Consider the following 23,453-nt stretch of genomic DNA (forward strand, 5'->3'; position numbering starts at 1 on the left):
ACCTCTTCTGTCATGCTCGCGCCGAGCGGTTTTGGTCCAGCCCATGTGATCTCCGTGGTCTTCGCAACCCTCGATCAATCACAACTGGCTGAAATCGCTCAACTCAATTTTCGGTCGGGCTCTGAGATCGGCGAGATCGGCTGGTTGATCAACGCCGCTTATACCCAGGCGCAGTATCGCAACGCGGTCCGCTGGGGCGAGGGGGGCACCAACAAGCCCACGCCCGGTACGACCGTCCTGCCCGGTTCGGTAGGCCGCGACTTCGAGATTCCGACGGCGGTCGGCGTCTATAACGATAGTGGCAAGCGCTGGCGTCCGGCGATCAACGCCAGCGTCCAGTGGCGCCCGGCGCACAATCTCGAACTTTATTATGACTTCCTCTACCAGGGGTATCGCGGCGAGATCGCCAATGACTGGTTCCGTGTCCCGCTGCTCGACAACAATCCGACGCTCAGCGATGTTGTGCTGCGGCCCGGACAGCCGCTTCAGGTCCAGAGCCTGACCAAGACCGGCGGCTATCGTCCTGAGGCGTATCGCAGCACGCGCAAGGGGTACACCAACACCTATCAGGCGGCGGGCGGTGCCAAATGGGACGTCGGCCGTGCGCATTTGTCGACCGATCTGGCCTATACCAACTCACAATATGGCGAGGATGAATGGAGCTTCGACACGGCCTTCGCCGCGCCGCCGGTCGCCAATGTCAATTTTTTCGTCAATGATGGCGTGTCGTTCGATTTGCCCGGCTTCGACGCGAAGAATCCGGCCAACTACCTCTGGCGTGGCTATTTCGAGGCGACCTACCGCGTGCAGGGCAAGGGGTGGCAGTGGCGCACCGACGCGGACCTGGAAACCGATCTCGCCCTCTTACCCAGGTTGCAGTTCGGCGTCCGCTGGACCGATCGTGATGCATCGCTGCGCCGGGGCAATCGCTATGCCTATACCGAGTTGCTGGCGATTCCGCTGGCCCAGACGCCGACCGGCGAACTGGGGCTGACCCAGAATGCGTTTCGCAGCAATCAGGGCTTCACCAGCTGGCTGATGCCATCCCGCGAAGGCATTGCCGGCAATGCGGCGCAGCTTCGCCAGTTCGCATTCGACGCGCTTCAAAAGCTGGTCGTAAGTAATCCATCCGATCAAGGCTATCGCGATGCGCTCAGCCGCTTCGCCACGCCGACGGTCCAGCTCGATCCGCTGGCGGCCTTCTTCGCGACGGAACAGACCTATGCCTTTTACGGGCAGGCCAAATATGAGTTCAACATCGGTTCCGTGCGCTTCGACGGCCTGGTCGGCACGCGCGTCGTCAACACGGTGGGCCGCTATAGCGGTATCTCCACGGTCGAATTCAATGGCGTCCGGCGTAGCGAACCGCGAACGACCCGCGCCAATTATGTCGATGTGCTGCCCAATTTCTCTCTGCGCATCCGCCCGGACGAGAAGTTGCAGATCCGTTTCGGCATCACCAAGACGCGGACCAAGCCCGAATTCGGTCAGCTCAACCCGGCGCTGAACATTGCCCAGAACACCCAGGCGGTGATCCCGGACCAGCCGCTCGACCCGCGCTTTCCCGCAGGGCTCAATACCCGTCCCAACGCCTATGGCAGCGGCGGAAATCCCGATCTGAAGCCGCTGACTTCGACCAACTACGACGCGACGGTCGAATATTATTTCTCTCCGACCGCGTCGTTGACGGCGGCGGTGTTCTACCGCGATCTCAATGGCTTCATCAGCAATTACGTCAATCGCACGATCGATCCCTTCTATGGGCTGATCGAAATCTCGCGTCCAGAGAATGCGGGCGCCGGCCGGATCAAGGGTGTCGAGGTCGGCGGCCAGACCTTCTTCGACTTCCTACCCGGCCTGTGGAGCGGTTTCGGCCTCCAGGCGAACGTGACCTATCTGGAGGGTAAGCAGCGCTACCCGGTCAATCTGTTCGCGTCGAACGGCGGCACCACCGAGCCGCCCTTCGTGCCGATCACCGGCCTGTCGCGATGGACCTACAATATCGCGCTTTTCTACGAGAAGGGGGATGTGTCGACCCGGCTGTCGTTCAACAACCGCGACGCCTTTCTGAATGGCAACTTCATCAACGGCGACGGCTTCTACAATGGCGAGGGCACGACCCGGATCCAGCGGCTCGATTTCTCGTTCAACTACAACATCGCGAAGGAAATCACGGTCGCCTTCGACGCCGCCAATCTGCTGGCCAAGCCGTTCAACAACTATCGCAGCTATGGCAACGGCCTGTCCTATCCCCGCGATGTGCGTGATGAGGGGCGCTATTACGGCCTGGGCATCCGGTTCCGTTTCTGATCGGCCGGGTGGGGGCGCCCAGCGCTCCCGCCGGCGTCCTGGCTTCCGTCCCGTTCTCTCATGAAAAACCCCGCCGGTCGGGCGACCGGCGGGGTTCGTGGCATGGACGGGAAAGGATCAGACCAGCGCGTTGCGGCGGATCAGTTCCTTGTACCATTGCGCACTCAGTTTCGGCGTGCGCTTCTGGGTGGCATAGTCGACATGGTGCAGGCCGAAGCGCAGGCCATAGCCGTCGGCCCATTCGAAATTGTCCATCAGGCTCCACAGGAAATAGCCCTTGAGCGGATAGCCCTCGGCGGCGGCGCGGCGGAACTGGCCCAGATAGTTGCGCAGGTACATGATCCGGTCGCCGTCATCGACCAGCCCCTTGTCGTTCAGCACATCGTCCGCCGAGGTGCCGTTCTCGGAGATGTAGATCGCCTTGGGGCTCCACATCTCGCTGACCGCGCGAACGCCCCAATAGGCGGCTTCGGGGCCAACATAGAGCCAGGGTGACGCCATACGCGGCGAGTTCTTCAGATGCGGCAGGGGGGTGTAGCCGCGCGGGTCGTTCGGGTTCGCCTTGACGAAGGTCGGCGTGTAGATGTTGAGCGCGACGAAATCGAGCGGACTGCCGATCGCGGCCATGTCGCCCGCCTGGACCTTGGGCGCATCCGCCCCGGCACTGGCCAGATAGCTGTCGATGTAGCGGCCTTCCATGACGGCGGTCAGGAACATGGCGTTCTCTTCCCGCATCGCCTTCTTCGTCGCCTCGATATGCTCGGGCGTTTCGATGACGGGGACGAAGATGCTGGCATTGTCGGCGATGCCGACCTCGGTGCCGGCCCTGGCATCGGCGCGGATCGCCTGGACGCCCAGGCCGTGCGCGAGGACGCCATGGTGGCGGACCTGGTTCACCTGGCCCTGGGGCAGCTTCAGGCCGGGCGCATGGATGCCGACCATATGGCCCAGATCGGTGAAGCAGCGCAGTTCGTTGACCGTCATGAAGCGGTGGACGCGGTCGGACAGCTTGCCCGCCATGAAGCCTGCATAATCGGCGAACGCCTTGGCCGTGTCGCGATTCTGCCATCCGCCGGGCAGCGCCTGGGGCAGGTCCCAGTGGAACATGGTGACATTGGGCTGGATGCCCGCCGCCAGCAACGCGTCGATCACGCGGTTATAATAGTCCAGCCCCTTCTGGTTGGGCTTACCGCGTCCCTCGGGGAAGATACGCGACCAGGCGATCGACATGCGATAAGCCTTCACGCCCAGATTCTGCAGCAGCGCGATATCGTCCTTGTATCGGTGATAGCTGTCGCAGGCGACGTCGCCGGTGTCGCCGTTCGCGACCTTGCCCGGCGTGTGCGAGAACACGTCCCAGTTGGTCTGGCCGCGCCCATCCTCCTTCACCGCGCCCTCGATCTGATAGGAGGCGGTGGCGCAACCCCAGAGGAAGTCCTTGGGAAAGCTGAGGTCGGAGGCTGTGGCGGCCGCCGCACGCGTGGCGGCCAGCGTGGCGCCGCCGGTGGCGAGTGCGGCGCCGCCCATCGCCATGCCGGTCTTCATGAAATTACGACGATCCATGTTTAACGTCCTCTCCGAAAATATCGTGATGATGGAAATTCAGCGTGCCGGTGCGGCGAGTTCGCTCGCCAGCCAGACCAGAGGCGCGTTCCAGTTGATCGCGACCTCATTATGGGCATAGGCGCGCGCATCGTCGATCCAGCAGCGTTGCCCGACGCAACGCCCCTTGAGCGGCGCGGAGGCCGGTTCGGGAAAGCTGGCGCTGTTCGCTCCACCGCTCAGCACGCCGGGCGGTGGCCCCGGCATCCTCGCGTCGAACTGGTGCGCCCAGAAGCGATGATGCGGATGCTTCATCGGATTCCAGCCGAACCCGCTGACATAGCTCCGGTCGAGCGGATTGCGGCCGAGCACATAGTCCATGGCATCGACCGCGCCGTCGCGGTAGCGCGCCTGGCCGGTGAACCGCGCCGCCAGCGCCAGGATCATCCCTCGCCCCAGAATGCCGCTGTTCGATCCCCATTGATAGGCGGCCGAGGCGTAGGGAATGCGATAGCCCGAGCGGGCATCCTCCTCCAGGAACCGATCGGCCAGCGCGACCAGCTTGGCGCGTGCCGCCGCACGTTCGGACGGCGGCACGCCGGCTGCGGTGGCGAGCGTGATCGTGCCGAGCGCGGCGGTCGATCCCCAGTTCGGCTCGGCGGCGAGCGACGCGGCGTGGAGCGGCATCCGGTGCAGCGCATCGGCCAGTTCGGCCATGCCGGTCGCGGCATAGAGTTCGGCGGTCGCCCAATAGAGTTCGTCGGACAGGTCGTTGTCGCCATAACCGCCGCTGCCGTTGAAGGCTTGCGCGGCATAGATGTCGGGATGGCGCAGCGCCGCCTGATAGGCCTTGCCCGCCGCCACGAGGCAGCGTCCGGCGAATGCGGAGTCCACGCCTCGCCAGATGCGCGCGCATTGCGCGGCGGTCGCGGCCAGGTTCAGTGTCGCGGCGGTGCTGGGCGGGTAGAGCAAGCGCTCTTCGCGGTCGTCTGCGGGCGCGGTGGGCAGTCTGGTCCAGTTGCGGTCGGCGATCTTGTGATGCGCCATGCCCCCCCGCATCGATCACCGTCAGTCTGTACGGTCCACGCCCCTGATGCCCGACGGGCAGGGCCAGCGTCTGTCCCTCCGGCACTTGCATCGACAGCAGGAAGCGCATTTCCCAGCGGGTTTCGTCCAGAAGGTCGTCGATGCCGTTCCCTGCCTCCGGCAGGGCGGCGCTGCCGTCAGGGAAGGGCGGCGAGCCCGTATCGACCTCATAAAGATTTTGCAGCATCCACAGCGCGATGCCGCCATTGACGACATATTTGCCCTGGTCGCCCGCATCATACCAGCCGCCGGTGACGTCCAGCCGGTAGGAACAGCCGGGCCAGACTGTCCCCGCCAGGTCGGAGCCCTTGAAACAGGTGACGACCTCCTTCGTGTGTCCGGCTGCACGCGCCCATTCGCTGGCCCCCGCAAAGCGCGCATCGATCGCGATCCCGGCGCGCTGCTGGTAGAAGAAATTGAGCGCAGCGCGCGCCAGCGGGCGATACACGTCGGGTCCGATCGCGAAGACATGGCTGGTACGACCATCGACGCGCAGGCGATAAGTGCCGGGCGTCCCGAAATTGCCGAAGTCGATCTGATGAACCTTGTCGCCCGAGGCGGGATCGGCGCCGAAGGGTGTCGTCCGGCCTCTCGCCACGACGCCGCCGGCGGCGTCCAGCAATTCCCAGGGCAGGGGCTTTGATCCACCGGCGGCGATGATCGCGCGCTTGGCGGTATCGGGACGGAAGCCGACCTGATTGAGATGGGGACCGGGCTCATCCGTCCCGCCCAGCCCGACCAGCGCCAGCAAAAGAAAGGCCGCGCGTTTCACAGCAGCGGGCTGCGGGGGGAGACGCTGGGGCCACGGGCTCTACTGCCGGCTGGCCCGATCGCGACAAGGCGGAGGCCAGCGGCGAGGGGGCCGTCATCGACCGCCTTTTCCAGTGCGCGCCGCCCGCCATCGACCACCAGACGCCGTGGCGCGCGCATTGCCCCGCATGACTCCCCAAAATTAAGCAAACTGATTTTTGTAAACGCGATCCTATCGCCGGTCCGTTGGTCGGGAAAGAGGGAATGAGGTCAGGCGCGGAACGGGTCGCTGACTGTCGCGCGGCCGGGTCGGTCGTGCCGCCCCGCAAGCCGCAGGCGATAGAGCGGATCGCCCGTGCGGGTGAGCGTAACATCGTACCAGCCGAGCGCCGCGTCCAGCGACCAACGATGGCGGCCGGGCGTGAGCGGACGGGGGGAGGGCGCCGGTCTGCCGGGTTCCAGGCGGACGATCGAAAGGTCGGTCAGCACGGGCGGGACGATCAGGATCAGGCCGCGATCGTCGACGCTGCTCTCGACGATCGCACCCCGATGGCGAGCGGCGAAATGACGGTGGAACCCGTTCGGCCCCAGCACCCACAGGTCATGGCCGCGGATCGGATCAGAGGGCCAGACATCCTCGATCCGGCTATCCGCCGCCAGCGTGTAGCGGCGCGGCGGCTCGTCCAGGGCCAGACGGTCATAGACGTGGAAGACCGCACTCGCACCCTCGGCCCCGAAACGGAGCCGGATGCCGTGGGGATCGGCTCGCTCGGTGACGGCCAGTCGATAGGGTAAGGGACGCGCGCGGCGCAGGCCGGGCTCCTGCCAAGGCGTTTCGGGAGTGGCGGGGGCCGGAGGAGCGACCTGTCCCTTGATCGCGGCGGCGCGGGTCGCCAGTCCGCGCGGGTCGGGCAGGTGAGGCGTCGCACCATCGCTCGCGGCGAAATCGAAGGCGCTGGTCAGGTCGCCGCAGACCGCGCGCCGCCAGGCCGATATATTGGGCTCGTGAAAGCCGAACCGCGTCTCCAAAAAGCGGATCACGCTCGTATGGTCGAATACCTGCGAATTGACCCACCCGCCCCGGCTCCAGGGGGAGATGACATACATCGGCACGCGTGGGCCGAGGCCATAAGGGCGGCCGCGATAGGCGGGGTGATCGACCGTCGCGTCCCCCGTCGATGGCATGTCGTGATATTCGCCCGCCGGATCGATCGCCGTCGCGCCGATCGGACGTCCGCCGGCTCGGCGCGACGGCGGGGCGGGCGGGGGGACGTGGTCGAAAAAGCCGTCATTCTCGTCGAACATGACGAACAGGGCGGTCCGTGCCCAGACCTTCGGATCGGCGGTCAGCGCGTCGAGCAGTTCGGCGGTATAGGCGGCCCCTTGCGCCGGGCTCGACGGACTGGGGTGCTCGGACCCCGCCGCGGTGGCGATGACATAGGAGACTTGCGGCAACCGCCCGGCCAGCACATCGGCCTTCAACGCATCCAGCCCGCGCGTGGTCAGCGCACGGTCCTTCAGGTCCTGGTCGCCGCGCCCCTGATGCGCGTCGCGGAATGCCGCGAAGCCGACCAGCGGATTGTCGGTGAAATTGTCGGCCATGTCCTGATAGATGCGCCAGTCCACACCCGCCGCCTGCATCCGCTCGACCGTGGTGGTCCAGCGATAGGGATCCGCCGCGCCGCCATCCTCGGCGAAGCTGTCATGCGAATTGCCGATGGCGGGGCCGCCCATCGTCCCACCGGGGTCGTTGGTCCCGCTCCACAGGAACAGGCGGTTGGTGTTGGTGCCGGTCTGGACCGAGCAGTGATAGGCGTCGCAGATGGTGAAGGCTTCGGCGAGCGCGAACTGGAAGGGCAGGTCGGAGCGGGCATAATGGCCCATCGCGCGCGGTTTCTTCGCTTCGGGCCAATGTGCCATGCGGCCTTCATCCCAGGCGGCCTGTGCATCGGGCCAGGTGTGCGGTGTCCCTTCCATCCGCATCAGGGCAAACTGCCGGGCCGTGTCGAGATGAAAGGGAGAGACGAGGCGGGGGCCGTCGGCGGCGTTGCGGTCCATCTGCTGCCAGACGGTGCGTGTCGCCCCGCCCGGTGTGGCGGGGGCGAGCGGAATGGGGAAGCGATCGCCAAAGCCGCGCACGCCGCGCATCGTCCCGAAATAATGATCGAAGCCGCGATTTTCCTGCATCAGGATCACCACATGCTCGACATCGCGGATCGTGCCGGTCCGCCGGTCGGGTGCGATCGCGGCGGCGCGGGCGATTGCCGGGGGGAATGCCGCCGCCCCGATCAGTCCCGCTCCAGTTGCCAGCAGCGAACGCCGCGAGACATCGACCATCCTGTCCATCCTTCCTGCACCAGGCCATCGCCGGAAAGGCGCGGCCATGGCCGAGATGTTTGACCGGGGTGTGACGATGGGACGCGATCCGGTCCTGGTCCGATCGGCATTCCCGACCCACGGCCGAAAATCTACCTTCGCAGGGGCAAATTCCGGGGCGCGTTCCGAAGCCTAGTGGGTGGTCTTCTCATCCTTGCGCAGGGTCAGAACCTCGACCCCGGTCGGCGTCACCGCCACGGTATGCTCGAACTGCGCGGAGAGCTTGCCGTCATCGGTCAACACGGTCCAGCCATCCTCGGCCGTCGAAACCCGGTGCGTGCCCTGGTTGATCATCGGCTCGATGGTGAAGGTCATCCCTTCGCGCAGCATCGCTCCCGTACCGGGCCGCCCGAAGTGCAGCACATCGGGGGCCTCGTGCATCTCGCGCCCGATGCCGTGGCCGCAATATTCGCGGACCACCGAATAGCCATTCGCCTTGGCGTGACGCTCGATCGCTGCGCCGATATCGCCCAGCCGCGCGCCGGGGCGGACCTGGGCGATGCCCTTCCACATCGCCTCCTGCGCGACGCGGACCAGACGCTGCGCACCGGACGCGACGGCGCCGACCATATAGGTCTTGCTGGAATCGGCGATGAAGCCGTTCTTTTCCAGCGTGATGTCGAAATTGACGATGTCGCCGTCGCGGATCACGTCGGCCGCGTCCGGCACGCCGTGGCAGACGACGGCGTTGATCGAACTGTTGAGGACATAGGCAAAGCCATATTGCCCCTTGCTCGCGGGACGGGCGGACAGGTCATGGGTGATGAACCGCTCGACCCGGTCATTGACCTCCAGTGTCGACATGCCTGCCAGCGCCAGCCCGTCGATCATCTCGAAAACCGAGGCGAGCAACCGTCCCGACACACGCATCAAGGCCAGTTCGTCGGCCGTCTTCACCATGTCAGGCGACCAGCGACTGGGGGAGCGGATCCGACGGAGACAGGTCGGTCGCCGCCATCTGCGCCTTCACGATCTCGTGAAAGCTGAGCGTCGGATTGGCCTCTGCCAGCATGCCCATCTTCATCCAGAACTCCGCCTGCGCGTTGATCGACCGGCACATCACGGTGCTGGCGCGGCGGACCTGCTCATGCAGTTCGTCGTCGATTTTTACGATACCCATATATGAAGCGTATATGCTTCATATATGGCCAGGGCAAGCCGCCTTCAGTACCGCGCTGTCGGTCGGCTCAGGATGAAGGCCGCGCATCCGGCCATGATGCCCGCGACCAGCAGCGCAAGCGGCCAGCGAGGCGAGGCGGTCACCAGAAACAGGATATAGCCAAGCGTGATGCCGCCACAGGCCATCGCCTTGGCCCGCCGCCCGATCGCGCCGTCCCGCCGCCATGCGCGCAAGGTCGGGCCGAAACGCGGATGATCGAGCAGCCACGCCTCCAGCCGGGGCGAGGAACGCGCGAAACAGGCCGCCGCCAGGATCAGGAAGACCGTGGTCGGCATCAACGGCAGCATCGCACCGATCACGCCCAAGGCGACGAACATGCATCCCAGGACGAGCCAGCCGAGCCGTATCATGCGGCGCGCTTATCGGTCGTGGGGGCAGGAAGCCGCCCCCGGCCCGCCCCCGCCGCCATCGCGCTCAGTTCGCCACGCCCAGTTGCGACAGCATGAACGCATGCCACTCGGCATTCTGGCGGATACGCTCGAACCGGCCCGACTTGCCGCCATGCCCGGCCTCCATGTTGACGCGGAACAGCAGCGGGTTGGCGTCGGTCTTCATCTCGCGCAGCTTGGCGACCCATTTGGCGGGCTCGTAATATTGCACCTGACTGTCCCACAGGCCGGTGCCGACATAAAGCGCCGGATAGGCCTTTGCCGCGACATTGTCGTAGGGGGAATAGCTGAGCATATAGTCGTAATAGGGCTTGCTCGCCGGATTGCCCCATTCGTCATATTCGAAGGTGGTCAGCGGGATGGAGGCGTCGAGCATCGTCGTCACCACATCGACAAAGGGGACCTGCGCCACGATCACCTTGTAATCCTGCGGCGCCATGTTGGCGACGCCGCCCATCAACAGGCCGCCCGCACTTCCACCCATCGCGGCGACACGGCCGGGGGCGGCATATTTCTGCGCGACGAGATAGCGGGTCACGTCGATGAAGTCGGTGAAGGTGTTCCGCTTGTTCAGCAGATGGCCGTCATCATACCAGCCGCGCCCCATCTCCTGTCCGCCGCGGATATGCGCGATGGCATAGACCATGCCACGGTCGAGCAACCCGATCCGCGCTGGGTCCACCGAGGGATCGGTCGATATGCCATAGCTGCCATAGGCATATTGGAAGAGCGGCGCGGTGCCGTCGCGCTTCACGCCGCGGCGATAGACAAGCGAGACGGGGATGCGCGTGCCGTCGCGGGCGGGGGCCCAGACCCGATCGGTGACATAGAGCGATGGATCGTAACCCGGCACCGGCGTCACCTTCAGCGTCCGGCGCTCGCCCGTGCCGGCATTGACTTCATAGGTGGTGGTCGGCGTGACCAGCGAACCATAGGTGTAGCGGACCCAAGGTGTATCCGGCTCCTCGTTGGTGGACAGGGCCATGCGATAGGCGGGTTCGTCCGCCTTGACGGGGATGGAGCGGCCCTGATCGGTCAGCAGGCGGATCATCCGGTTGCCGCCCTCGCGCTGGTCGATCGCCACGAAGCCGTTGAACGGCTTGAAATCCTCGATGAACACCGTGTCGCTGGCCGGCACCAGATCGCGCCATGCGGCGACGCCCTTGGCCGCATCGGCATCGGCCAGCGTCACCAGCTTGTAGTTCTTGGCATTCCGGTTGGTGCGGATGATCCAGCGGCCGCCCAGATGGTCGGCGGCATAGCGAAACTCCCGCTCGCGCGGCGCGACGATGGCGAAACTGGTGGGCGCGGCGGCGGGCGCGCAGCGCTGCTCGTCGCTGACCGTACTCTGGACGCTGATGCAGATATAGCGGTCGTCGGTCGTCCGCCCGATCCCCATCTGGAAGGTGTCGTCCTTCTCCTCGTACAGCATGCGGTCTGCGCTGACGGGCGTGCCGAGCGCATGCGCCATGACCCGATATCCGCGCAGCGTCACCGGATCTTTCGCGACATACAGGATGGTGCGGTTGTCGGCGGCCCAGACGATGTTGGGCTCGATATTGGCGATCGTGTCGGTATGGATCGTGCCGGTCGCGATGTCCTTGACCTTCAGGACATATTGCCGCCGCCCGACCGTGTCCTCGGCCCAGGCGATCATCTTGTTGTCCGGGCTGACCGCCCAGTCGGACAGCGCGAAGAAATTATGGCCTTTCGCCATGGCGGGCTGATCGAAGAGCAGGGTGGCGGGCGCGGTCGCGCTGCCCTGACGCCGCTCGATCAGCGGATAGTCGGCGCCGGTCACGAAGCGCGACGAGTACCAGTAACCGTTCTTTCGATAGGGGACGCTGCTGTCGTCCTGTTTGATATGGGCGACCGTCTCGTCATAGAGTTTCGCCTGAAGCGGCTTGAGCGCGGCAAGCTGCGCATCGGCATAGGCGTTCTCTGCCTTGAGATAGGCCAGCATTTCCGGGTTCTTCCGGGTGTCGTCGCGCAACCAGTAATAATCGTCCTCGCGCGCGCCATTGGGAGACGGCACCTGATAGGGCTTTTTCGCGGCGACGGGCGGGCGCACCGCCGCATCCTGCGCGATCGCCGGAACCGCCAGCGAAACCAGGCTCGCCGCCGCCATCCACCGCATTCTCATCATCCTGTCCCCCAAAGGCGTTCGCTGATCAGGATGGCCGCGCCGCCGGATCAGCGCAAGGGCCGCGCGCGTCCGGCGAGGCGCAGCACGGCATAGCCCGCCGCGCCGGCGACAAACGATCCCGCCAGCACACCCAGCTTGGCCTGTGCCTGCATCGCCGTGTCGCCGGGAAAGGCCAGCAGGGTGATGAAGATGCTCATCGTGAAGCCGATCCCGCACAACAGCGCCACGCCGAACAATTGTGCGGTCCCCGCGTGCGCGGGCCGGTCCGCCAGCCCCAGCCGGACCGCGAGCATGATCGCGCCGAACACCCCCACCGCCTTGCCGATCAGCAGCCCGCCCGCGATCCCCAGCGTCACCGGCGACAGCCATGCTCCGCGCGGCAGGCCCAGAAGCGGCACCCCCGCATTGGCCAGCCCGAACAGCGGCAGGATCAGGAACCCGACGGGGCCGTGCAACGCCTGTTCCAGGCGGTGGAGCGGGCTGTCCGCCACCGCCTCGCCTTCATCGCGCCTGGCCGGCCTGCGCGACATCGGGATGGTGAAGGCGAGCAGGATGCCCGCGATCGTCGCATGGATGCCCGACCGCAGCATGAAGACCCACAGGACAAATCCCAGCAGCAGATAGGGCGACAAGCGCCGCACGCGCATCCGGTTCAGTCCGACCAGCACCGCCAGCACGAGCGCCGCCCCCGCCAGATCGATCCCCGACAGGCCGGAGGTATAGAACAGTGCGATGACCAGGACCGCGCCCAGATCATCGATGATCGCCAGCGCCGCCAGGAAGATGCGCAGCGAAGCAGGCACCCGGTCGCCGACCAGCCGGATGACCGCCAGCGCAAAGGCGATGTCGGTCGCCGCCGGGATCGCCCAGCCCGATGCGGCAGCCCCTGGATTGAACAGCAGATAGACGATCGCCGGGCAGGCCATGCCCGCCAGCGCGGCGATGCCGGGCAGGACACGATGCGGCCAGCGTGACAGGTGGCCGTCCAGCACCTCGCGCTTGATCTCCAACCCGACGAGCAGGAAGAAGATCGCCATCAACCCGTCATTGATCCAGTGCGACAGCGACAGCGGCCCGATGGCACTGTGCAGCAGAGACTCATAGCCATGGCCCCAAGGCGAATTGGCGACGATCAGGGCGATCAGCGCGGCGGCCATCAGGACCAGCCCGGCGGCGCTTTGCGAGGTCAGGAAACGGCGAATGGCGCTGGCACGCGCGACAGGGGGCATGGCGGGGCTCCGTTACAGGCATCGTCGCTGGCGGCCCGACCAGCGTGAAGAACCTGCCCGTTCGCCGCATCTGCGGCCTCGGACACCCGCGAACCATATCGCATCGGTCACGGTGCGGCGCAACCATTGGGGCGGCGGATCGCGATTTTCGCCGAACGTCGATCCGATCTAGCCCTCGACGCCGATCGATGACATTTGATGCGCCCATGGCTGAATGGAACTTCTGGATCGATCGCGGCGGCACCTTCACCGATGTGGCGGCGCGGCGGCCCGACGGGACGCTCGTCACCGCCAAGTTGTTGTCCGAAGACCCGGACCGGCGGCACGACGCCGCGGAGGCGGCGATCCGGCAATTGACCGGCGTGGCGGAGGGGGCGTTGCCCCCCTGTACGATCCGCATCGGCACGACGATCGCCACCAACGCGCTGCTGGAACGCGAGGGCGAGCCGGTATTGCTGGCCATCACACGCGGTTTCGGCGACGCGCTGACCATCGGGTATCAGGATCGGCCGGACATCTTCGCCCGTGACATCCGTCGCGCTGCGCCACTTTTCGCCGAGGTCGTGGAGATTGACGAGCGCGTGGCCGAGGACGGCACGGTGCTGCTCCCGCTGGACCGCGACGCGGCGGCGCGGGCCTTTGCGCGCGCTTATGAGGCGGGCCTGCGATCGGTGGCGATCGTGCTTATGCACGGCTGGCGGCATCAGGCGCATGAGGCGGCACTGGCCGAGCTGGCGCAGGCGGCGGGCTTCACGCAGATTTCGGTCAGTCATCGTACCGCACCGCTGATCCGGCTGGTCGCGCGCGGCGATACGACGCTGGTCGATGCCTATCTGTCGCCGGTCCTGCGCCGTTATGTCGCAGGGTTGGAGGCGACGCTGGGCGACGCCTCCGAGGGCGGGCTGCTGTTCATGCAGTCGAGCGGCGGCCTGGTCGCGGGCGAGCATTTCGGGGGCAAGGACGCGCTGCTGTCGGGGCCGGCGGGCGGGATCGTCGGCATGGCGCGGACCGCCGGTGCGGTCGGGTTCGACCGGGTGATCGGTTTCGACATGGGCGGCACGTCCACCGACGTCTCGCTCTATGCCGGGGCCTATGACCGGATGTCCGATGCGGTGCTGGCGGGGGTGCGCGTGGCGGTGCCGATGATGCGGATCGATACGGTTGCGGCGGGTGGCGGATCGATCTGCCATTTCGACGGCGGGCGGTTGCTGGTGGGGCCGGCCTCGGCCGGGGCCGATCCGGGGCCAGCCTGCTACAGGCGCGGCGGGCCGTTGACGGTGACCGACTGCAACCTGATCCTTGGCAAGATCCAGCCCGATTATTTCCCGGCGCTGTTCGGCCCCGACCGCAACCTGCCGCCCGACCGAGAGGCGGCGGAGGCGGCGCTCGACGCGCTGCTCCAGGCGGTCGAGGCGGCGACCGGCGAGCGGCTGGACCCGATGGAGACGGCGCAAGGGCTGGTCGCGATCGCGGTCGCCAATATGGCCCGCGCCATCCGTGCGGTTTCGGTAGCACGGGGGGAAGACCCGGCTTCCTATGCGCTGGCCTGTTTCGGTGGGGCGGGCGGTCAACATGCCTGCCTGGTCGCCGATGCGCTGGGCATGGAGCAGGTGCTGATCCATCCGCTGGCGGGCGTGCTGTCGGCGGTTGGGATCGGCCTGGCCGAACGCAGCGTGGTGCGCGAGGCGACGGTGGCGTTGCCGCTGGACGCGCCCGCACTCGAAGGCGCGCTGGCCGACCTGCGTGCCGAGGCGAGTGCGGCCCTGGCCGCGCAGGGGGTGGAGGCGAATGCGATCCGCACCGCTGCGCTCGCCCAGCTTCGTTATGCGCGCAACGACCAGACGATCGCGATCGACTGGGACACGCCCGCCGCGATGCGAGCGGCGTTCGCGGCGGCGCATCGCCAGCGCTTCGGCTTTGTCGGCGACGATGCGCTGGTGGTCGAGCAATTGCGCGTGGAGGCGAGCGTCGGCGACGATGCCCAGACGCTGCCGCCGCCGGTCCTGCCCGTGCGGTCGGGCGAGCCGGCGACCACCGCCACCCTCTATCTGGCGGGCGCGGAGCGACGCGCGCCGGTCTATTACCGCACCGCGCTGGCGGTCGATGCGCGGGTCATGGGGCCAGCGCTGATCATCGACCCGGTGTCGACCGTGGTGGTCGAACCGGGCTGGGCCGCGCGGGTACTGGCCGAGGGGACGTTGCTGCTCGAACGGACCACACCGCGCCGTGAAGAGGCGGCGGGAGAGGCGGTCGATCCGGTCCGGCTGGAGATTTTCGCCGGGCTGTTCATGGGCATCGCCGAGGAGATGGGCGCCGCGCTGCAACGCAGTGCTGCCTCGGTCAACATCCGCGAGCGGCTGGATTTCTCCTGCGCGCTGTTCGATGAGGAGGGCGGGCTGGTCGCCAATGCGCCGCATATCCCGGTCCATCTGGGATCGATGGGGGAAAGCATCCGCACCGTCATCGCCGCGCGCAAGGGCGCGATGCGCGAAGGGCAGGTCTATGCGCTGAACGATCCCTATCGTGGTGGTACGCACCTGCCCGACATCACCGTCATCATGCCCGTCTTCGCCGGGGGCGCGACGCCCGCCTATTTCGTCGCGGCGCGCGGGCATCATGCCGATGTCGGCGGCACGACGCCGGGTTCCATGCCGCCCGACAGCACGACGCTGGCCGAGGAGGGCGTGGTCTTCGACGATGTGCTGATCGTCGAGGACGGCGCCATGCGCGAGGAGGCGATCCGCGAACTGCTGGCGAGCGGGCCCTATCCGGCGCGCAACATCGACCAGAATATCGCGGACCTCGCCGCGCAGGTCGCCGCCTGCGCGCGCGGGGCCGATGGGCTGCGGCAACTGGCGGCGCAGCAGGGGGCGGGCGTCGTCACCCGCTACATGGCGCATGTCCAGTCGCATGCCGAGGCGATGGCCCGGCGGATGATCGCCACCCTGACGGACGGCCATTTCCGCTACGACATGGACGACGGCGCGGCGGTCGAGGTCACGGTGCGGGTCGACCGGGCGGAGGGAACCGCCACGATCGACTTCACCGGCACCAGCGCGCAGCGGTCGAGCAACTTCAACGCGCCCCTGTCCGTCACCCGCGCCGCGGTGCTGTACGTCCTGCGCCTGCTGGTCGACGAGGCGGTGCCGTTGAACGAAGGATTCCTGCGCCCCGTCACGATCATCGTGCCCGAGGGATCGATGCTGAACCCGCATTTCCCGGCGGCGGTGGTCGCGGGCAATGTCGAGGTCAGCCAGGTCGTCACCGACGCGCTGCTGGGCGCGCTGGGCGCGATGGCGGGAAGCCAGGGAACGATGAACAACCTGACCTTCGGCGACGACACCTATCAATATTACGAGACGATTGCGGGCGGCGCGGGGGCGGGGCCGGACCATGACGGCGCGGACGCGATCCAGACCCATATGACCAACAGCCGATTGACCGACCCGGAGGTGCTGGAGACACGCTATCCGGTGCTGCTCGAACGTTTCTCCATCCGGCGGGGGTCGGGCGGCGCAGGCGCGCGGCGCGGGGGCGACGGCACGGTGCGGCGGCTGCGTTTCCTGCGCCCCTTGCGGGCGGGCATCCTCAGCAACCGCCGGGTGGTGCCGCCCTTCGGACTGGCGGGTGGCGCGGACGGGGAGGCGGGCGTGAACCGGGTCGAGCGGGCGGACGGCCGCGCCGAGCCGCTGGCCTCCACCGCGCGGATCGACATGGGGATCGGCGACGTGCTGGTGATCGAGACGCCGGGTGGCGGCGGATTCGGAAGGGAGCCCGCCTGATGCTGGTGCTGGCCGGGATCGTCGTCATCGCGGGCGGCTTCCTGCTGCGCTTCAACCCGCTGCTGGTCATCATCGCCTCGGCGCTCGTCACGGGATGGGCGGCGGGGCTGGAACCGATGCGGATCGTCGCGACCTTCGGCCATGCCTTTAACGAGACGCGCTATGTCACCGCCATCTATCTGGTCCTGCCGGTCATCGGCCTGCTGGAACGGCGCGGGCTTCAGGCACGGGCACGCGCGCTGGTCGCCGGGCTGCGCGGTGCGACCGCGGGGCGGATCCTGACCGGCTATCTGCTCTTCCGGCAGGTGACGGCGGCGCTGGGCCTGGTTTCGATCGCAGGCCCGGCCCAGACCGTTCGTCCGCTCGTCGCCCCCATGGCCGAGGCCGCTGCCGAGCGTCAGCGTGACGGCGCGACCGACGAGGCGGAACGGGTCAAGGCGATGGCGGCGGCGACCGACAATGTGGGCGTGTTCTTCGGCGAGGACATCTTCCTCGCGATCGGATCGATCCTGCTGATGAAGGGCGTGCTGGAGGGCTATGGCATCGTGCTTGAGCCATTCCAATTGTCGGTCTGGGCGATCCCGACCGCGATCGCGGCGTTCGTCATTCATGGCGGCCGCCTGATGCTGCTCGACCGGCGGCTTGCGCGCCGGGGGGCAGGAGAGGCGCGATGATCGGGCTGAACCTCGTCTATGGCGTCGCGGGGCTGGTCTTCACGATCTTCGCCGTGCTGGCAGTGCGCGATCGGCGCTGGGCCAATGCGGCGTTTCTGGGGCTGATTGCGCTGTCCTTCCTGGCGGGCGACCGGCTGGGCGATGTCGCGAACGGCGTGCTGGTGCTGGCGCTGGTCGCGATCGCCGCGTCGGGCCGGATGCGGCGGGCCGAGGCAGCTCCTCCGTCGGAGGACCGGCATGGCGCGCGTGTCTTCGCGCCCGCATTGATCATCCCGGCGGCGGCGCTGTTGGGCACATTGCTGTTCAAGCAGATGCCGGGGCTGGTCGATCCCAAACAGGCCACGCTCGTCGCGCTGACGCTCGGCACCATCATCGCGCTGATCGCCTGCGGCATCCTGTTGCAGGCACGCGGGACAGAAATCTTCGTCGCCGGCGGACGGTTGATCGACGATATCGGCTGGGTCGCCGTCATGCCGCAGATGCTGGCGAGCTTGGGCGCGGTGTTCGCGATCGCCGGGGTGGGGCAGGTCGTCGGCCAGGTGATCGGCACGCTGATCCCGGCGGGCAGCGTGATCGGTGGGGTGCTGGCCTATGCGCTGGGCATGGCGCTGTTCACCATCGTCATGGGCAATGCCTTTGCCGCCTTTCCCGTGATGGCGGGGGCGGTCGGCGTGCCCCTGCTCATCCACCAGCTGGGCGGCGATCCGGCGATGGTCGCGGCGGTCGGGATGCTGGCGGGTTTCTGCGGCACGCTGATGACCCCGATGGCGGCCAATTTCAACCTGTTGCCCGCCGTTCTTCTGGACCTGAAGGACCGGTATGGCGTCATCCGCGCCCAGGTGCCGACCGCCTTGCCATTGCTCGCCTTCAACATTCTCCTGCTTTACGGAATGATCGCATGACCCGGCTTGACCGCGATACCGCACACCATTTCGCGACGATGACCCTGGGGCATGTCGGGCGCGAATATCCCAATGTCCTGATGCACGTGATGAACGGGCCGGAGGATGCGCGGACCCCGGCACAGCTTCACCCGATCTTTTACGGCAGCTTCGATTGGCATAGCTGCGTCCATGGCTGGTGGCAGTTGCTGCGCCTGGTCCGCCTCTACCCGGACCTGCCCGTCGCGCCCGCGATCCGCGCGCGGGCCGACGCGATGTTCGTCGCCGACAAGGTGGCGGGCGAGATGGCCTATCTTGAGCGTCCCGGCGCGGCGGGGTTCGAGCGGCCCTATGGTTGGGCCTGGATGCTGGCGCTGCATGACGAGGCGAGCCGTCACGAGGCGGGCTGGGCCGATCTGTTGGAGCCGATGGCGCGACTGTTCGCCGATCGCCTGCACCAGTTCCTGCCGCGCCTCACCTATCCGCTGCGCGTCGGGTCCCATTTCAACACGGGCTTCGCGCTGACCCTCGCCTGGGACTGGGCGGAGGGGCGAGACCCGGCACTCCGCAAGTTGATCGCGCGGACCGTGCTTGGCTGGTTCGCGGACGACCGGGATTGTCAGGCGTGGGAGCCGGGTGGCGACGAATTCCTGTCGCCAGCGCTTAGCGAGGCGCTGGTGATGAGCCGGGTGCTCGACGCGCCCGGCTTTCGCACATGGTTCGACGCATTCCTGCCGCGCGCCGCGACGGGCGCACCGGCGACGCTGTTCACCCCAGCCTTCGTATCGGACCGCAGCGACGGCAAGATCGCGCATCTCGACGGCCTGAACCTCAGCCGCGCCTGGTGCTGGCGCACGATCGCGGCGAAGCTGGGGCCGGACCATCCCGTCGCCGCGCGCGCGGAAGCGACCGCTGCCGATCACCTCGCGGCCAGCCTGCCGCATCTGGGCGACGACTATATGGGGGAGCATTGGCTGGCGACCTTCGCCCTGCTGGCATTGGCGGCATAGCCCAGAAAAGTCGCGGGCTGCTCGGCTCCCATCGCTGCTCCGGTGCGTTGATGGGGGGAAGAAGGAGAGCGACATGACCGACGATCGCGATATGGCCGAGGCACCGGGCACGTTCGGCGACCTCCCGATCCAGCCGACCGGATCGGGCGTCCAGGATCTCGAAATCGCCTATGAACAGATGCGGCTGGCCGAAGGCGAAGCGGCGAACAGTGTTGATCCGGTTCCGACCGAGGATGGTGTGGACGTCGCGGAAAGCGCCGCCCACCCGAGCTGAGGCCGCTTCTACCTCTTTGGCGCTGCGCTGTCGGTGGCTTTTTGAGGCAGGCTGATCTGCAATTCGCCGCGCGGGAAATCGATGGCATAGCCGGGAAACAGGTTCAGCAGGTCGTTGCCCAATATGATCGACGGTGCCGGATCAGGATCGGTCGAGATCATGATCGGCACGTTCAACAGGCCGATCTTGCCGATCGACAGCTTGCCGATCCGAGCGATCCGTATCTGCTGCCCCGTAGCGGAGGCTCCCCGGATTTCGCCGCCATCGGTAAGGCGCGGATCATTCTCCGCCCAGCCCAGAAGGCGGAGAGCCGCGGCGTTGGCGACCGTCACCGATGCTCCGGTATCGATCACCGCGGGTACGCGCACGCCGTCCAGCGTCAGCCCGATCTCCACAAAGCCCTGGCCGGTGCGGTGCCCCGCGACCGTGACGAACCCTGGTCCGGCAGGGGCGGAGGGTTCGGCGGCGATCCGGTTCGCGGTCCGGTCGATCCGCAGCTTGCGATCGGTGAAGAACTCCATGCCGATGATGCCGCGTGCGTCGGTGACGCCGCCATGGGTCAACTCGACCATCGCGACATGGCGTGTGTCGATCAGCGGGTTGGTCATCCGGTCGACCGGATAGAGCCGCGCCAGCCCGCTGCCCGTCGCGCCGTTCACCGCGATACCCCCGTTCAGCGGCTTGAGCGCCAGTTCCTCGGCCAATGATCGGCTCATCAGGCTGGTCTGCGCGGCGGTGTCCACGACCATGGGGAAGGGCCCCTTGCCGTTGATCTGCACGGTCATGACCGGGCGCCCGCGCGTATCGTGCAGCAGCGGTGCCTCGGCCGGGGCGACGGGGGCGGGAGACGCGGCGGTGGCGGGCTGAGCCTGGACCAAGGCAAGCGCGGCGAGAAGAAGCATCGGGCGGTTCCTGACGATCAGAGCGGGAAAGGGGACGGATCAGCGCAATTTGCGGCCATGGACGTCCCAGACCTCCACCGGGCCCAGGCCCAGCGCGCGGACCTGTGGTTCGATCGCACGCAGGTCGCCGATCACCACCCAGGTCATGTCCTCGGGGCCGAACAGGCGGCGCGCGCTGTCCTGTACATCGTTCAGCGTCACCGCATCCAGACGCCGCGCCAGCGTCGCCGGACGGTCATAGGGCAATTGGTAGCGGCCCGATGTCTCCAGCGCATTCAGAAACGCCTCGTTGCGCGAAAGACCCAGGGTCGCGGTACGGAGCAGGGCATTGCGCTGCGCGTTCAGTTCCCCCTCCGTCGGCGGGCGGGTGGTGGCGAAGTTGGTGAATTCGCGGCGCAGTTCGGCCAGGCTGGCGGCGGTGCGGTCCGCCTGCACCGTGCCGCGCGCGACGAACAGGCGATCGCCGGTCGGCGCATCCTGTATCTCGCCGCCAAAGCCATAGCTCCACCCCTTGTCCTGCCGCAGATTGGCGTTCATCCGTCCCGAGCCGATATCCGCCAGGATCGCGGAAGTCAGCGTGTCGGTGGCCGAGCGATCCTTGTCGAACGGCGGTACGCGCGTACCGACGGTGATGCTGCTCTGCGGTGCGCCGGGCGCGTCGACCAGGATCAGGCGTGGACCTTGGGGAATGGTGGGCGCGGCGGGGAGCGGTCGGTCCGGGTGCAGGGCGGCCCCGGTCCAGCTTCCGAAATGGCGTTCGGCCAGCGCCCTGGCGCGTTCGGGCGCGATGTCGCCAACGATGTAGAGCGTTGCCTCGCCGGGGACGATATGCCGCGTCTGATAGTCGACCAGCGAGGCGCGCGAGACGGCCTCCGCCTCCTGCCGCGTCGGAATATGGCCGCGCGGATCGGCATCGCGCCAGATCGCCCGGCGCAGCAGGGGCATCCCGGCCCCGAACGGGTTGCGCGACTGGGCGTCCAGCGCGCGCAACGCATCGCTGCGCGCCTCCGCGATCGCGCTTGGCGGATAGCCCGGATGCCGGACCAGATCGGCCACGAGGGCTAGCGAATCGTCCAGCCGGTTGTTTGCCGCGCTCCATCGGACCGCGCTGCTCCACGGCTCCGCCTGGGAGCCCAACCGGATGCCGAGCTGTGACAGACGCTGTTCGACGGGCTGGCCGGACCGCGTTTCGGCTCCCGCGGCCAACAGATCGAAGGCGCGGTCGACCGTGGCGGGCGGGGTGCCCGGATCGCTCAGCGTGCCGGTGGCGAATTGCAGGCTCATGTCGGTGGTCGCGGTCCCGGCCCGCCGCGCGACCACCAGTTTCATGCCGTTCGCCAGGGTCATGGCTGTGACCGGCGGGAAGGCGACCTCCGACTTGAAGGGGCCGGGCGCGGGCATATGGCTGCGGTCCGCATCGACAGGGGCGACCTGTCGGTCGGGCACGGGCAGGGTGACCAGCTCATAATAGGGGCGGGCCAGCCATTTGGCGGCGACCGCGCGGACGTCTTCCGGTCGGGCGGCGTTGATCCATTCGCGTTGCTTCAGGAAATAGGCCGGGTCGTCATGCGCGACCTCGCCCTCGCCCAGCCGGTTGCCGATCGCGCCCTGGTCGTCGAGCGACCGGAGCAGCGAGGCATCGGTCGCCGCGACGATGCTCTGGAGGCGCGACGGCGGCGGACCCTTGGCCGCATAGTCCGCCAGCGCCGCGTCGAGTGCCCGGTCCGCCGTCTCGGGCGAGACGCCGGGACGCAGGGCCATGGCGACGTTCAATACGCTGCCCAGCGCGCTTTCGTTGACGGTCGCGGTCACGCCCGTCGCGACCTTTGCGTCGGTGACGAGCGCGCGGACCAGGGGCGCGTCCTTCGGGCCGGTCATGGCGCGTGCCGCAAGCAGCAGAAGCGTCGTTTCGCGGGGCGAGTCATTGGGGATGGGCCAATTGCGCGACACACTGCCCTGTGCGAAATCGCCATAGAGCCGGTCGCGGCGCGTCTCGGTCAGCGTCGGCACCCATTGCAGGGGGCGGCTGATCGGTGTGCCGGGACGGATGGCGCCGAAATAGCGGGTGATCTTCTCCCGCGCGGTGGCGGCGTCGATATCGCCCGACAGGACCAGTACGGCATTGCCCGCGCCATAATGGCCCTGGAACCACTGTTTCACATCGTCCAGCGTCGCGCCCTCGATATCCTCGGTCGAGCCGATCGTGGGATGCGCATAGGGATGACCGGCGGGATAGAAGGCGGTCAGGAAATGCCGCCAGGCCATTTCCTCGGGGCGCAATTCGCCCTGCCGCTTCTCGTTCAGCACGACGCGGCGCTGTTCGTCGAGCAGCGCCTGCGTGATGCCGCCGTCCAGATAGCCCATGCGATCGGACTCCATCCACAGGACTGAGTCGAGCGCGTTGGTCGGCACCGTCTCGAAATAAACGGTGTCGTCGGTGCGGGTCATGCCATTGGCCCCGACCCCGCCGATCGCCTTGAGCGCGGCCATATATTCATGCGGCCGGTGCGCGGTGCTCTGGAACATCAGATGCTCGAACAAATGGGCAAAGCCGGTCTTGCCGGGCGGCTCGTCGCGCGATCCGGTCTTGTACCAGAGGCCGACAAAGACCGACGGGCTGCTGTGATCCGTATGGACCAGCGCGGTCAGGCCGTTGGGCAGCGTCAATCGCTCGAACGGCACCGTCGCGACCTGCTGGGCCGGGGTGGTCTGTCCGGCCTGCACGGCGGCAGGCAGGCAGGCGGCGGCTCCAGCCAGCCAGAGGGTCCACAAGGCGCGTTTGCCGGATTTCACGTTGGCGTTCCCATCACGGCCCCATGCCGATGCCGGGCAGGAACCATGTTTTGCTTGCATCAGCCTTGCAGGCGCAGTGGCGGCGAATATCGCGCGACAAAGGCAGCAAGGTTGGTGCAAGCCAGCGAC

The 23,453-nt window shown here is 67.2% G+C and carries 17 protein-coding genes and 1 pseudogene; 6 read left to right on the top strand and 12 right to left on the bottom strand.

What is annotated here, in order from left to right; all coding sequences use genetic code 11:
- Positions 1–2,310 (top strand): TonB-dependent receptor (locus tag ABDV78_RS08850; protein ID WP_343527026.1); only part of this gene is annotated, 2,310 nt, incomplete at its 5' end.
- A gap of 117 nt (positions 2,311–2,427) precedes the next feature.
- On the opposite strand, the gene ABDV78_RS08855 is transcribed toward ABDV78_RS08850, so the two are convergent.
- From ABDV78_RS08855 to nhaA, 10 genes and pseudogenes are all read right to left on the bottom strand, one after another.
- Positions 2,428–3,873, bottom strand: coding sequence for a GH1 family beta-glucosidase (locus ABDV78_RS08855; RefSeq protein WP_343527027.1), 1,446 nt, complete (start codon positions 3,871–3,873; stop codon positions 2,428–2,430).
- 39 nt (positions 3,874–3,912) lie between these two features.
- The gene (locus ABDV78_RS08860) at positions 3,913–4,899 is read right to left on the bottom strand and encodes a glycoside hydrolase family 9 protein (protein WP_343527028.1); all 987 of its coding nucleotides are present in this window, start codon (positions 4,897–4,899) and stop codon (positions 3,913–3,915) included.
- 100 nt (positions 4,900–4,999) lie between these two features.
- Positions 5,000–5,710: pseudogene (locus ABDV78_RS08865) on the bottom strand (glycoside hydrolase family 9 protein); the annotation flags it as partial.
- Entirely contained in the window at positions 5,707–5,868 is a 162-nt protein-coding gene (locus ABDV78_RS08870) for a hypothetical protein (RefSeq protein ID WP_343527029.1), read from the bottom strand. The gene ABDV78_RS08870 and the pseudogene ABDV78_RS08865, both read right to left, overlap by 4 nt.
- Positions 5,869–5,958: 90 nt before the next feature.
- Positions 5,959–8,025 carry a phospholipase C, phosphocholine-specific gene (locus ABDV78_RS08875; protein ID WP_343527030.1) on the bottom strand — a complete coding sequence of 689 codons (2,067 nt, stop codon included), beginning with the start codon at positions 8,023–8,025 and terminating at the stop codon, positions 5,959–5,961.
- A 171-nt stretch (positions 8,026–8,196) separates the two neighbouring features.
- Positions 8,197–8,964 carry a type I methionyl aminopeptidase gene (gene map, locus ABDV78_RS08880; protein ID WP_343527031.1) on the bottom strand — a complete coding sequence of 256 codons (768 nt, stop codon included), beginning with the start codon at positions 8,962–8,964 and terminating at the stop codon, positions 8,197–8,199.
- A 1-nt stretch (position 8,965) separates the two neighbouring features.
- Positions 8,966–9,184 carry a ParD-like family protein gene (locus ABDV78_RS08885; protein WP_343527032.1) on the bottom strand — a complete coding sequence of 73 codons (219 nt, stop codon included), beginning with the start codon at positions 9,182–9,184 and terminating at the stop codon, positions 8,966–8,968.
- A gap of 44 nt (positions 9,185–9,228) precedes the next feature.
- A complete protein-coding gene (locus tag ABDV78_RS08890) occupies positions 9,229–9,594 on the bottom strand; it encodes a YbaN family protein (protein ID WP_343527033.1) in 366 nt (121 codons plus the stop codon).
- Between the two features lie 64 nt (positions 9,595–9,658).
- A complete protein-coding gene (locus ABDV78_RS08895; protein ID WP_343527034.1) occupies positions 9,659–11,770 on the bottom strand; it encodes a S9 family peptidase in 2,112 nt (703 codons plus the stop codon).
- 56 nt (positions 11,771–11,826) lie between these two features.
- Positions 11,827–13,008 carry a Na+/H+ antiporter NhaA gene (gene nhaA, locus ABDV78_RS08900; RefSeq protein WP_343527035.1) on the bottom strand — a complete coding sequence of 394 codons (1,182 nt, stop codon included), beginning with the start codon at positions 13,006–13,008 and terminating at the stop codon, positions 11,827–11,829.
- Between the two features lie 206 nt (positions 13,009–13,214).
- Between nhaA and ABDV78_RS08905 the strand changes: the two genes are divergently transcribed.
- The 5 genes from ABDV78_RS08905 (at position 13,215) to ABDV78_RS08925 (ending at position 19,629) form a co-directional block, all read left to right on the top strand.
- Positions 13,215–16,790 (top strand): hydantoinase B/oxoprolinase family protein, encoded by a 3,576-nt coding sequence (locus ABDV78_RS08905; protein ID WP_343527036.1) that lies wholly within the window; start codon positions 13,215–13,217, stop codon positions 16,788–16,790.
- Positions 16,790–17,464, top strand: coding sequence for a DUF969 domain-containing protein (locus tag ABDV78_RS08910; RefSeq protein WP_343527037.1), 675 nt, complete (start codon positions 16,790–16,792; stop codon positions 17,462–17,464). The genes ABDV78_RS08905 and ABDV78_RS08910 overlap by 1 nt, the downstream gene beginning before the upstream one ends.
- On the top strand, positions 17,461–18,366 hold the full coding sequence (locus ABDV78_RS08915) for a DUF979 domain-containing protein (RefSeq protein WP_343527038.1): 906 nt from the start codon (positions 17,461–17,463) through the stop codon (positions 18,364–18,366). The genes ABDV78_RS08910 and ABDV78_RS08915 overlap by 4 nt, the downstream gene beginning before the upstream one ends.
- Positions 18,363–19,355: a DUF2891 domain-containing protein gene (locus tag ABDV78_RS08920; RefSeq protein ID WP_343527039.1), complete on the top strand. Its 993-nt coding sequence runs from the start codon at positions 18,363–18,365 to the stop codon at positions 19,353–19,355. Before ABDV78_RS08915 ends, ABDV78_RS08920 begins: the two co-directional genes overlap by 4 nt.
- A 73-nt stretch (positions 19,356–19,428) precedes the next feature.
- Complete coding sequence (locus ABDV78_RS08925; protein WP_343527040.1) at positions 19,429–19,629, top strand: hypothetical protein; 201 nt, start codon at positions 19,429–19,431, stop codon at positions 19,627–19,629.
- 8 nt (positions 19,630–19,637) lie between these two features.
- Here the strand turns inward: ABDV78_RS08925 and ABDV78_RS08930 are convergent, their stop codons facing one another.
- Positions 19,638–20,531 carry a retroviral-like aspartic protease family protein gene (locus ABDV78_RS08930; protein WP_343527041.1) on the bottom strand — a complete coding sequence of 298 codons (894 nt, stop codon included), beginning with the start codon at positions 20,529–20,531 and terminating at the stop codon, positions 19,638–19,640.
- Between the two features lie 39 nt (positions 20,532–20,570).
- Positions 20,571–23,324, bottom strand: a complete 2,754-nt coding sequence (locus ABDV78_RS08935; RefSeq protein WP_343527042.1) for a pitrilysin family protein — start codon at positions 23,322–23,324, stop codon at positions 20,571–20,573.
- Positions 23,325–23,453: the final 129 nt, after the last annotated feature.

The organism is Sphingomonas sp., assembly GCF_039594485.1.
In the GTDB taxonomy this organism is placed as follows: Bacteria; Pseudomonadota; Alphaproteobacteria; order Sphingomonadales; family Sphingomonadaceae; genus Sphingomonas.

Coding starts and splice junctions, on each gene's coding strand:
- ABDV78_RS08855 (WP_343527027.1), bottom strand. CDS start 3,873: ATGGATCGTCGTAATTTCATGAAGACCGGCATGGCGATGGGCGGCGCC.
- ABDV78_RS08860 (WP_343527028.1), bottom strand. CDS start 4,899: ATGGCGCATCACAAGATCGCCGACCGCAACTGGACCAGACTGCCCACC.
- ABDV78_RS08870 (WP_343527029.1), bottom strand. CDS start 5,868: ATGCGCGCGCCACGGCGTCTGGTGGTCGATGGCGGGCGGCGCGCACTG.
- ABDV78_RS08875 (WP_343527030.1), bottom strand. CDS start 8,025: ATGGTCGATGTCTCGCGGCGTTCGCTGCTGGCAACTGGAGCGGGACTG.
- map (WP_343527031.1), bottom strand. CDS start 8,964: ATGGTGAAGACGGCCGACGAACTGGCCTTGATGCGTGTGTCGGGACGG.
- ABDV78_RS08885 (WP_343527032.1), bottom strand. CDS start 9,184: ATGGGTATCGTAAAAATCGACGACGAACTGCATGAGCAGGTCCGCCGC.
- ABDV78_RS08890 (WP_343527033.1), bottom strand. CDS start 9,594: ATGATACGGCTCGGCTGGCTCGTCCTGGGATGCATGTTCGTCGCCTTG.
- ABDV78_RS08895 (WP_343527034.1), bottom strand. CDS start 11,770: ATGCGGTGGATGGCGGCGGCGAGCCTGGTTTCGCTGGCGGTTCCGGCG.
- nhaA (WP_343527035.1), bottom strand. CDS start 13,008: ATGCCCCCTGTCGCGCGTGCCAGCGCCATTCGCCGTTTCCTGACCTCG.
- ABDV78_RS08905 (WP_343527036.1), top strand. CDS start 13,215: ATGGCTGAATGGAACTTCTGGATCGATCGCGGCGGCACCTTCACCGAT.
- ABDV78_RS08910 (WP_343527037.1), top strand. CDS start 16,790: ATGCTGGTGCTGGCCGGGATCGTCGTCATCGCGGGCGGCTTCCTGCTG.
- ABDV78_RS08915 (WP_343527038.1), top strand. CDS start 17,461: ATGATCGGGCTGAACCTCGTCTATGGCGTCGCGGGGCTGGTCTTCACG.
- ABDV78_RS08920 (WP_343527039.1), top strand. CDS start 18,363: ATGACCCGGCTTGACCGCGATACCGCACACCATTTCGCGACGATGACC.
- ABDV78_RS08925 (WP_343527040.1), top strand. CDS start 19,429: ATGACCGACGATCGCGATATGGCCGAGGCACCGGGCACGTTCGGCGAC.
- ABDV78_RS08930 (WP_343527041.1), bottom strand. CDS start 20,531: ATGCTTCTTCTCGCCGCGCTTGCCTTGGTCCAGGCTCAGCCCGCCACC.